Source organism: Pseudomonas sp. FSL R10-2189 (assembly GCF_009600325.1).
Taxonomy (GTDB): Bacteria; Pseudomonadota; Gammaproteobacteria; order Pseudomonadales; family Pseudomonadaceae; genus Aquipseudomonas; species Aquipseudomonas helleri.
The window spans coordinates 56,981-66,399 of sequence record NZ_WIVZ01000031.1; the positions used below are offsets into that span (position 1 = coordinate 56,981).

The following is a 9,419-nucleotide window of genomic DNA, read 5'->3' on the forward strand; positions in this document are numbered from 1 at the left end:
GATGGACGCGCTGCTGAGCAACATCAACTGGCCGGAAATCGGCCAGGCCTGCCTCGACACCCTGAGCATGCTCGGCATGGCCCTGGGTTTTACCGTGTTGTTGGGGTTGCCGCTGGGGGTGTTGCTGTACCTCACCGGCAAGCAGCAGTTGCACGCCAAACCCTGCATCTACCGCGTGCTGTCGATGGTGGTGAATATCCTGCGGTCGCTGCCCTTCATCATCTTGCTGATTGTGCTGATCCCGGTGACCACCTTGATCACCGGCACCTCGCTTGGCGTGGCGGGTGCCATTCCGCCGTTGGTGGTGGGCTGTACGCCGTTCTTTGCGCGGTTGGTGGAAACCGCGCTGCGTGAAGTTGATCGCGGCCTGGTGGAGGCCACCCAGTCCATGGGCGCCACGACCTGGCAAATCATCTGGCACACCTTGTTGCCTGAGTCCCGGCCGGGGCTGATTGCAGCCGTCACGGTGACCGCAATCGTACTGGTGGATTACACCGCGATGGCCGGAGTGATCGGTGGCGGGGGGTTGGGTGACCTGGCAATCCGCTTTGGTTATCAGCGTTTTCAGACTGACGTCATGGTGGTCACCGTGGCCTTGCTGGTCCTGTTGGTACAAGGGCTGCAAATGACCGGTGACCGTCTGGTGTCCCATTACAGCCGTCGCTGAGACGGCTCATTTTTGATTGTTCGGAGTTTGTGCAATGAAAAAGCTTCTTGCTCTGGTGGCCGTGATGGCCGCCTTTAGCGCTCAGGCCAATGAAAAGTTGGTGGTCGGTGCCACGCCTGTGCCCCATGCCGAAATTCTTGAGTTTGTTAAGCCTGAGCTGGCCAAGGAAGGGGTTGATCTGCAGATCAAAGTGTTCAACGACTTTATCCAGCCCAACCAACAGCTCGCGCTTAAAAACATCGACGCCAACTACTACCAGTACCGGCCGTTTCTGGATGAGTACAACAAGGAGCGCCACACGGACCTGGTCCCGGTAGTGGGCGTGCATATCGAGCCGTTTGGCGCGTACTCGACCAAAATCAAAAACATCGCCGAGTTGAAGGATGGCGCTTCAGTGGCCATCCCCAATGACCCGGTCAACGCCGGTCGTGCTCTGGTGCTGCTGGAAGAGGCCAAGCTGATCACGCTTAAAAACCCTGGCGACCCGCAGTCGACCACCCGCGACATCGTGACCAACCCCAAGCACTTGAAAATCCGTGAACTGGAAGGCGCGATGCTGGCCCGTTCCGTGAGCCAGGTGGACCTGGCTTTTGTGTTTGCCAACTACGCGCTGGAAGCGGGTATTGACACCAACAGCGCGTTGATTGTCGAGAAGGGCAAAGACTTGTACGTCGAGTATCTGGTGGCGCGCCCGGACAACATCAATGACCCGCGTATTCAGAAGTTGGCCAAAGCTTTGCACTCTGATGCCGTGCGTCAATTTATCCTGACCCGTTACAAAGGCCAGATCGTGCCAGGCTTTTAAATCGGTATTAAACGTCTGTGTTCTCTTATGTCAGCTAGGCTATTGAAGATAAATAACCCGCTGACCCAGGAGAACGTATGACACTGCGATGGATGCTGTTGAGCCTTGTTGTTCTATGTGCGGGCTGCCAATACTTGAGTTATCAGCAAGGCTGCACCGACAATCCCAATCAGCGCGGCTGCCAGGGCGGCACAGTGGAGTCGCCATAAATACTGGGCTGCCGCATCCTCCAATCGGCTCCCTCTCCTACGGGAGAGGGCTGGGGTGAGGGGGCTCTCAGGTCAAGATCAAACGATCGCGAAGCTAACAAATCAACATGTTGGTTGCCCAACACTTCATGAGCACATTGCACACGGTTCAACAACACATTGCCCAGCGTGCAGGGCTCATCCGCTGTTATGCCTGAGGTTGGGGTCGTGGCATGTTAGGTGCATAGGTTCCTGGTAGTCATAAACACTCAAGGTGTTTGTATTGATTGCCAGCTAAAAGGACCTCTCATGCACTACCGTCAACTGGGTAACAGCGGCATTAACGTCAGCGTTCTGGGCCTGGGCACCATGACCTGGGGCCACCAGAACACCGAAAGCGACGCTCATCAGCAAATCGAACTGGCGCTGGCTGAAGGCGTCAACCTGATCGACACCGCCGAGATGTACCCCACGCCCACCCGCGGCGACACCTGGCGTACCACCGAACGCTATATCGGCAACTGGCTGGGCGCCAACAGCGCGCGCCGCGCCGACATCGTGCTGGCCAGCAAAATTGCCGGCCCGGCCCGCGAGCCCGGTGGCCAATTGCATATTCGCGATGGCCTGACCCGGCATGACCGGCGCAACATCGTCGAAGCCCTGGACGGTAGCCTCAAGCGCCTGCAAACCGACTACCTCGATCTCTATCAATTGCACTGGCCCGACCGCCCGACCAATTTTTTTGGCCTGCGTGAATACCCGTACGCCGAAGACACGCAAAGCGTGGCCATCGAAGAAACCCTCTCGGTGCTGGCCGATCAGGTCAAGGCGGGCAAGATCCGCCACATCGGCGTGTCCAACGAAACGGCGTGGGGCGTGGCCGAGTTCCTCAAGCAGAGCGAGCGCCTGGGCCTGCCGAACATTGTCAGCATCCAAAACCCCTACAGCTTGCTGAACCGCCTGTACGAGGGCGGCCTGGCCGAGTTCACACATCGCGAAGGCGTTGGCCTGCTGGCGTATTCGCCGCTGGCGTTTGGCACCTTGACCGGCAAGTACCTGGGAGGCGCCCGCCCTGAAGGTTCGCGTCTGACCTCGGTGTACCGCACGTTCAATCGCTACGACAGCCCGCTGGCCCAAGAAGCCATCGCAGGCTACGTGGACATCGCCCGCGAGCATGACCTGACCCCGGCGCAATTGGCGCTGGCTTATGTCATCAACAAACCCTTTGTGGCCAGCGCGCTGACCGGGCAAACCAGCCTCGTGCAATTGCGCGACAACCTCAGCGCGATCAACGTGAGCCTTAGCCCGGAGATTCTGGCGCGCATCGAGGCCGTCCATCAGCGTGTCCCCAACCCTGCGCCATAGGAGTACGGGCGATGCCCAAGCAACTGCACGTCAACCTGTTTGAAATGAACTGCGTGAGCCATATCGTTCACGGCCTGTGGGTGCATCCCGAGAACAACCGTCACCGTTTCAATGACCTGGAGTACTGGACCGAGCTGGCGCAACTGCTGGAATACGGCACCTTTGACGGGGTATTTCTGGCCGACGTGATCGGCACCTATGACCGTTTTCGCAATGGCCCGGAAACCGCCCTGCGCGAGGCCATGCAAATCCCCAGCAACGACCCGTTGATGGTCATTCCGGCCATGGCCGCCGTGACCAAAAACCTCGGCTTTGGCGCGACGTTTTCGACCACGTACGAGCCGCCGTTTGCTTTTGCCCGGCGCATGAGCACCCTGGATCACCTGACCAAGGGCCGGGTGGGCTGGAACATCGTGACCTCGTACCTGCCCAATGCGGCGCGCAACTTCGGGCATGACACCGAGGTCGTGCATGACCACCGCTATGAAATCGCCGATGAATACCTGGATGTGCTCTACAAGCTGTGGGAAGGCTCGTGGGACGATGACGCGGTGATTATCGACCGTGAACAACGGGTCTACACCGACCCGCACAAGGTCCGTTACATCAACCACGTGGGTGAGCACTTCAGCGTGGCTGGGCCGCACCTGTGCCAGCCGTCGCGCCAGCGCACGCCCGTGTTGTTCCAGGCAACCGGCTCGCCAGCCGGTATCGAATTTGCCGGGCGGCATGCCGAAGTGGTGTTTACCGGCGGCCTCGACACCCCGGCCGTGCGCGCGAATATCCAGGCCATGCGCAACAAGTCCATCGCCCATGAGCGTGACCCGGCGGGGCTGAAATTTATCGTCATGGCCGGGGTGATCGTGGGCCGGACTGACGAAGAAGTCAGCCGCAAGCTCGACAGCTATCGCAAGCTGATGAGCGTCGAGGCGTCGCTGGCCCATCATCAGTCAGCGATTGATTTGACCGCTTACCCCAGCGATGCGCTGATCAGTGATTTGATCGAGCTTAAAGTCGACGGCTGGGAGAGCCTGCAGCGCTACAAACCCGAGTGGACCATCGGCACTGTGTTGTCGCAGTTCTCCGGCTTTAACCGCGAGCGTTTCTTTGTGGCGGGTACGCCGACCGTGGTGGCGGATGAAATTGAGAAGTGGCTGGATGTCGACGGCATCGACGGGATCAATTTGCGCCAGTACCTGTCGTTTGAAACGGCCCGGGATTTTATTGAGCTGGTGATCCCGGAACTGCGCCGTCGTGGACGTTTCCGTGAGCGTTACAACGAAGGTGAAACCCTGCGCGAACGCCTGTTTGGTGCGGGGCAGGCGCGTTTGCCCGCTGACCATTTCGGCGCCCGCTATCGCGACCCGGCGCTGTTGCAACAACCGGCCACGCCATTACGTTTCTGAACACATCACCTGTAGGAGCGAGCTCGTCTCGCGATCTTTTTAAAGATCAAAAGATCGCGAGACGAGCTCGCTCCTACAGTGGGTTTTTAGCCAAGTGTTGGCTCACCAACAGTCGCTGCACAGACTGTTGCTTTTGACTCCCTCCTGACGCCGATTTGCGCCTGTTTGCTGGGCGAAAAACCCGGCATGGCTTGTGCAATGCCTAAGTCCCGGACTTAAGGCAGCAGGCCCCATGCGCAATATTTCCCCCTTTATTCGAAACTTTCCGTTGCTCGGTATCGCAACCCTGTGCTCGGTACTGGTCGGCTGCGGGCAGGAAACCTCAACCATTGCGCGCAGCGACAAACCGGTCAGCGGCGGGACGTTGATTTATGCCACCGACCGCGAACCCACGTGCCTCGATCCGCATGTGGCGGGTGACATGCCGCAGGTGTTTATCGGCCAGCAGTACCTCGACTCGCTGGTTTCAATGGATGACCAAGGCCAGATCGGGCCCTGGCTGGCGAAACGTTGGGAGGTCTCGGCCGATGGCCTGACGTACACCTTCCATTTGCGCGATGACGTGCACTTCACCGACGGCACGCCGTTCAACGCGGCGGCGGTCAAGGCCAACCTCGATCACATGGCCAACCCGAAAACCCAATCGAGCACGGCGGGCGGTTATATCCGCCAATACCGCAGCACCGATGTGCTCGATGACCATACGGCGGTGGTGCACCTGGCCACCCCGTACGCGGCGTTTCTGGAAGTCCTGGCCCAGGGTTTTCTGGGCATAGAGTCGCCCACCGCGCTGCTCCGTTCCCGCGATGAAAACTGCGAAAGCCCAGTGGGCAGCGGGCCGTTCAAGATCGTCCGCTGGGACCGGCAAAGCCAGGTCGAACTGGTGCGCAACCCGGATTACAACTGGGCGCCACCCACCGCCAGGCATCAAGGCCCGGCGTGGCTGGAGCGCATTGTCTGGAAGTTCATTCAGGAGCCGTCCGTGCGCTTCGCCTCGCTGCAAGCCGGGGAGGTTGATGTGATCGAGACGCTGCCGCCCGAATCCCATGAGGCCGCCCGACGCAACCCCGACCTCACGGTATTGGTCGCATTACGGCCGGGCAACCCCACCAACGGCACGCTGAACATCACCCGCGCGCCGTTCAATGACCTCAAGGTGCGCGAAGCCTTTGTGCGCAGTTCGGATGTCGAGGGCGCTCTCAAAAGTGTGTATTTCAGCGAATTCCCGCGTGCCGGTGGGCCGCTGAGTTCGGCGACCCGCTTCTACAGCCCGGACTTCGAACACGCCCAGGACTACGACCCGGCCCGCGCGGCGCAATTGCTCGATGAAGCCGGCTGGACCGGACGTGACAGCGAAGGCTATCGCACCCGTGACGGCAAGCGCTTGCAGGTGCATGTGGTGATGGGCAACCGCACGCCGCCCTCGGAATACACCTTGTGGGAGCAGGTGCAAGCGACCACACGGGCGGTCGGGTTTCAACTGATCATCGACCAGATGAGTGATGTGCAGGCCACTCAGCGCCAGGCGGACTGGGACTACGACATTCGTATTGGTTACTGGAACACCAACACCCCCGACGTGCTGCGGATCATTTTTGGCACGGAGTTTATTCGCCCGGCGGGTGTCGGCGGTTATCACCAGAACACTGCCGGTTTCAGCGATGGGGCGTTTGACGGGCTGATCCAGCAAGCCTTGACCACGCAAGACCCTGAGCAGCGCAAGGCGCTGTATTACAAGGCGCAGCAGATTGCTTCCAGCCAATACCTGCAACTGACCACGTACCCGCAAAGCTCGCGCCTGGGCATCTACAAGACCACCCAGGGCGTGCGCCTGGAGCCGTCTTTGGCGGTGACGTATTTGTATGACGCCTGGGTCAATAAATGAAAAGGCTGAACACATGAAAAGGGTGAACCCATGAGCCGAATCGAGACTGTAAATCCACAGCGCGAGCGCTGGCTGCAGGTGGGCCGACGCGCCGTCTGGCGTGTGGCGGGCGGGCTGCTGGTGCTGTGGGCGGTGGCGACCCTGACCTTCTTTGCCCTGCGGCTGATGCCGGGCGACCCGGTGCTGGCCATCCTCGGCGGACCAAGTGGTAATCCGTCGCCCGAAACCATTGCCGAAGCCACCCGCGAGTACGGCCTGGACAAGCCGTTGGCGGTGCAATACGCGCTGTACCTGGGGCGCCTGGTTCAGGGCGATCTGGGAGTGTCCTACTCGCAGCACTTGCCGGTAACCCGCGTGCTGGCCGAGCAATCGTGGGCGACCCTGCAACTGACGTTTACCTCATTGGTCCTGGCCTGGCTGCTGGTGCTGTTGCTCACCGTGTTGACCGCCGGGCGCCAGCGTTGGGTGGCCAAGGTGGCTTCGTTTGCCGAAACCGTTTCGGCCGCCGTCCCGCATTTTTGGCTGGGGCTGGTGCTGTTGGCAGTGTTTGCCTTCGGCCTGCGCTGGTTTCCGCCTGCCGGTAGCGATGGCTGGCGAACCCTGGTGTTGCCGTCTGTGGCGCTGGCGGTGCCGCTGGCCGGGTTTATTGCGCAGGTCACCCGAGAGTCGCTGGAACTGATCCTGGAGCAACCCTTTGTACTGACGGCGCGGACCCGTGGTTTGAGCGAAACCGCCGTGCGCTTCAAACATGCGCTGCGCCATGCGGTGTTGCCCGGCATTTCGTTGTCGGGCTGGGCCATCGGCGCCTTGATCAGCGGTGCGGTGGTGGTGGAAGTGATCTTCTCGCGCAAGGGCCTGGGGCGCCAGTTGTATCAGGCGGTGCAGGCGCAGGACTTGCCGCTGACCATCGGTATCAGCCTGACCGTTGCGGCGGTGTATGTGCTGGCCAACATTCTGGTCGACCTGCTGCACCTGTGGGTCGACCCTCGTCAACAGGGGAAAACAGCATGAGCACACTGACTCTCGAAACGCAGTTGCCGGGTGTGCGGGTGCAACGCAGGTCACGCCAGGTGCCGCTGGGGCCTTTGCTGGCGCTGATTTTTCTGGCGTTTTTGATCGTTGCCGCGCTGTTGCCGCAACTCTTCACCCATGCCGACCCGCTGACGATTGTGCCGCACGATGCATTTCATCCGCCGGGGTGGGCGCATTGGTTTGGTACGGATCAGTCCGGCCGGGATATTTTCTCGCGGGTGATTTACGGCACTCGCCAGTCGCTGCTGATTGGTCTGGCGGCTACCGTGCTGGCCATGAGCATTGCGATTGCCCTGGGGTTGCTCGGCGGGCTTGGCGGTGCACGACTTGACCGTGGGGTTGGCTGGCTGCTGGAAATACTGTTCGCGTTCCCGAGCCTGGTGTTGGCGCTGCTGTTTGTAGCGGTGTTCGGCAGCGGCATCGGGCCGTTGATTGTTGCCACCGGGCTGGGCGCAGCGCCGGGCTACGCACGGATGGTGCGCGGTCAGGTGCTGGCGGTGCGCAATGCCGGTTACATCGAAGCGGCGGTTGCTTTGGGTCACCCGACGCGGCGGATCATCCTGCGTCAGCTGTTACCCAATGCCATGCGCCCGCTGATCGTGACCCTGACCATGGGTATTGGTCAGGCGATTGTCTGGGCCTCGGCCCTGAGCTTTCTGGGGCTGGGCGCCAAGCCGCCTGCGCCGGAGTGGGGGACCATGCTGTCCATGGGCCGCGACTTTGTCGCCAACGCCTGGTGGCTGACCTTCTTCCCGGGGGTGTTCATCGTCCTTACTACGCTGTCGACCACGGTCGCGGGCCGTTATTTGCAACAACGTCTGGAGGGGCGCCTGTCATGAGCGATAAACACTTGATCGTTGAGGGCCTGTCCATTGAGTTTGGCGGCCAGACCGTGGTGCGCGATGTGTCGTTTACCCTGGCACCGGGCAAGACCCTGGCGCTGGTGGGTGAGTCCGGCTCTGGCAAAAGCGTGACGGCGCGCAGCCTGATTGGTCTGGCCGGTGCCGGGGCGCGGGTGACGGCGCGCACACTGAGTTATGGCGGGCAAGATTTGCTCGGGTTGTCCGAGCGTGGCTGGCGCGGCTTGCGCGGTAAAGGCATTGGCTTTGTGCTGCAAGATGCGCTGGTCTCGCTCGACCCGCTGCGCCCGGTGGGCAAAGAGATTCTGGAAGTACTCACGACCCACCAATGGGGCGACCGGCGCAGCCGCGCTGAGCGGGTTATCGAGCTGCTGGACAAAGTCGGCGTGCCCGAGCCCGAATTGCGTGCCCGTCAGCGACCCGATCAATTGTCCGGTGGCCTGCGCCAGCGTGCGCTGATCGCCAGTGCATTGGCACTGAGCCCAGGGCTGGTCATCGCCGACGAACCGACCACCGCTCTGGATGCCACGGTGCAGGCGCAAATTCTGCAAGTGCTGCAAGAGATCAAGGCTCGGGGGGATTCTTTGCTGATCATCAGCCATGACTTGGCGGTGGTGGCGCAGTTGGCCGATGAGGTGCTGGTGCTGCGCCACGGCGTGGTGGTCGAACAGGGCTCGATGCAGCAGGTGTTACGGACCCCGAGCCACCCCTACACCCAGGCGTTGCTGGATGCGGTGCCAGCCGAACATGCGCGGGGCACGCGGCTGTCGTCGCACAACAGCGGGCAGCTTGTGCAACCTCGACCGGGCGCTGACTCGCCGGTGCTGCTCAAGGCCAGTGGTTTGGGTAAACGCTACATCGGCCCCGATCAGCAATCTCGCCAAGTGGTCGACGACGTCAGCTTTGAGCTGCGTGCCGGGCGCACGCTGGGCATCGTCGGCGAGTCCGGATCGGGCAAGACCACCGTGGCGCGCATTGTGCTGGGGTTGCTGGAGCCGGATGCGGGTCAGGTGCAGTTTCTGGGGCACGCCTGGGCGGGGGCAGGCGCAGATCGGGTGGCAGAAAAAGACCGGCGTGTGCATCGGCGTGACATCAGCGTGATTTATCAAGACCCGCTGAGTTCGTTCGACCCGCGCTGGAGCATCGGCCAGATCCTCGCCGACGCGCTGGACGTGGCCGGTGTGGCGGCTTCGCTGCAGCCCGCGCGGATC

The 9,419-nt window shown here is 61.3% G+C and carries 9 protein-coding genes; all 9 read left to right on the top strand.

Annotated elements, in window-relative coordinates; genetic code table 11:
* The first annotated feature begins 1 nt into the window (after position 1).
* A complete protein-coding gene (locus tag GHO32_RS19985; protein ID WP_153335649.1) occupies positions 2–667 on the top strand; it encodes a methionine ABC transporter permease in 666 nt (221 codons plus the stop codon).
* A gap of 34 nt (positions 668–701) precedes the next feature.
* Complete coding sequence (locus GHO32_RS19990) at positions 702–1,472, top strand: MetQ/NlpA family ABC transporter substrate-binding protein (protein ID WP_153332688.1); 771 nt, start codon at positions 702–704, stop codon at positions 1,470–1,472.
* A 77-nt stretch (positions 1,473–1,549) separates the two neighbouring features.
* Positions 1,550–1,681, top strand: coding sequence for a hypothetical protein (locus GHO32_RS26920; protein WP_256665495.1), 132 nt, complete (start codon positions 1,550–1,552; stop codon positions 1,679–1,681).
* A gap of 288 nt (positions 1,682–1,969) precedes the next feature.
* Complete coding sequence (locus tag GHO32_RS19995; protein WP_048388512.1) at positions 1,970–3,025, top strand: NADP(H)-dependent aldo-keto reductase; 1,056 nt, start codon at positions 1,970–1,972, stop codon at positions 3,023–3,025.
* Between the two features lie 11 nt (positions 3,026–3,036).
* Positions 3,037–4,431 carry an LLM class flavin-dependent oxidoreductase gene (locus GHO32_RS20000; RefSeq protein WP_153338169.1) on the top strand — a complete coding sequence of 465 codons (1,395 nt, stop codon included), beginning with the start codon at positions 3,037–3,039 and terminating at the stop codon, positions 4,429–4,431.
* A gap of 232 nt (positions 4,432–4,663) precedes the next feature.
* Complete coding sequence (locus tag GHO32_RS20005) at positions 4,664–6,316, top strand: ABC transporter substrate-binding protein (RefSeq protein WP_153335651.1); 1,653 nt, start codon at positions 4,664–4,666, stop codon at positions 6,314–6,316.
* A 30-nt stretch (positions 6,317–6,346) separates the two neighbouring features.
* Positions 6,347–7,327: an ABC transporter permease gene (locus GHO32_RS20010; RefSeq protein WP_153335652.1), complete on the top strand. Its 981-nt coding sequence runs from the start codon at positions 6,347–6,349 to the stop codon at positions 7,325–7,327.
* On the top strand, positions 7,324–8,187 hold the full coding sequence (locus tag GHO32_RS20015) for an ABC transporter permease (RefSeq protein ID WP_153335653.1): 864 nt from the start codon (positions 7,324–7,326) through the stop codon (positions 8,185–8,187). The genes GHO32_RS20010 and GHO32_RS20015 overlap by 4 nt, the downstream gene beginning before the upstream one ends.
* A partial coding sequence (locus tag GHO32_RS27080; protein WP_153442973.1) for an ATP-binding cassette domain-containing protein occupies positions 8,184–9,419 on the top strand: 1,236 nt, incomplete at its 3' end. The genes GHO32_RS20015 and GHO32_RS27080, both read left to right, overlap by 4 nt.

Coding starts and splice junctions, on each gene's coding strand:
- GHO32_RS20000 (WP_153338169.1), top strand. CDS start 3,037: ATGCCCAAGCAACTGCACGTCAACCTGTTTGAAATGAACTGCGTGAGC.
- GHO32_RS19995 (WP_048388512.1), top strand. CDS start 1,970: ATGCACTACCGTCAACTGGGTAACAGCGGCATTAACGTCAGCGTTCTG.
- GHO32_RS20010 (WP_153335652.1), top strand. CDS start 6,347: ATGAGCCGAATCGAGACTGTAAATCCACAGCGCGAGCGCTGGCTGCAG.
- GHO32_RS26920 (WP_256665495.1), top strand. CDS start 1,550: ATGACACTGCGATGGATGCTGTTGAGCCTTGTTGTTCTATGTGCGGGC.
- GHO32_RS19990 (WP_153332688.1), top strand. CDS start 702: ATGAAAAAGCTTCTTGCTCTGGTGGCCGTGATGGCCGCCTTTAGCGCT.
- GHO32_RS20005 (WP_153335651.1), top strand. CDS start 4,664: ATGCGCAATATTTCCCCCTTTATTCGAAACTTTCCGTTGCTCGGTATC.
- GHO32_RS19985 (WP_153335649.1), top strand. CDS start 2: ATGGACGCGCTGCTGAGCAACATCAACTGGCCGGAAATCGGCCAGGCC.
- GHO32_RS20015 (WP_153335653.1), top strand. CDS start 7,324: ATGAGCACACTGACTCTCGAAACGCAGTTGCCGGGTGTGCGGGTGCAA.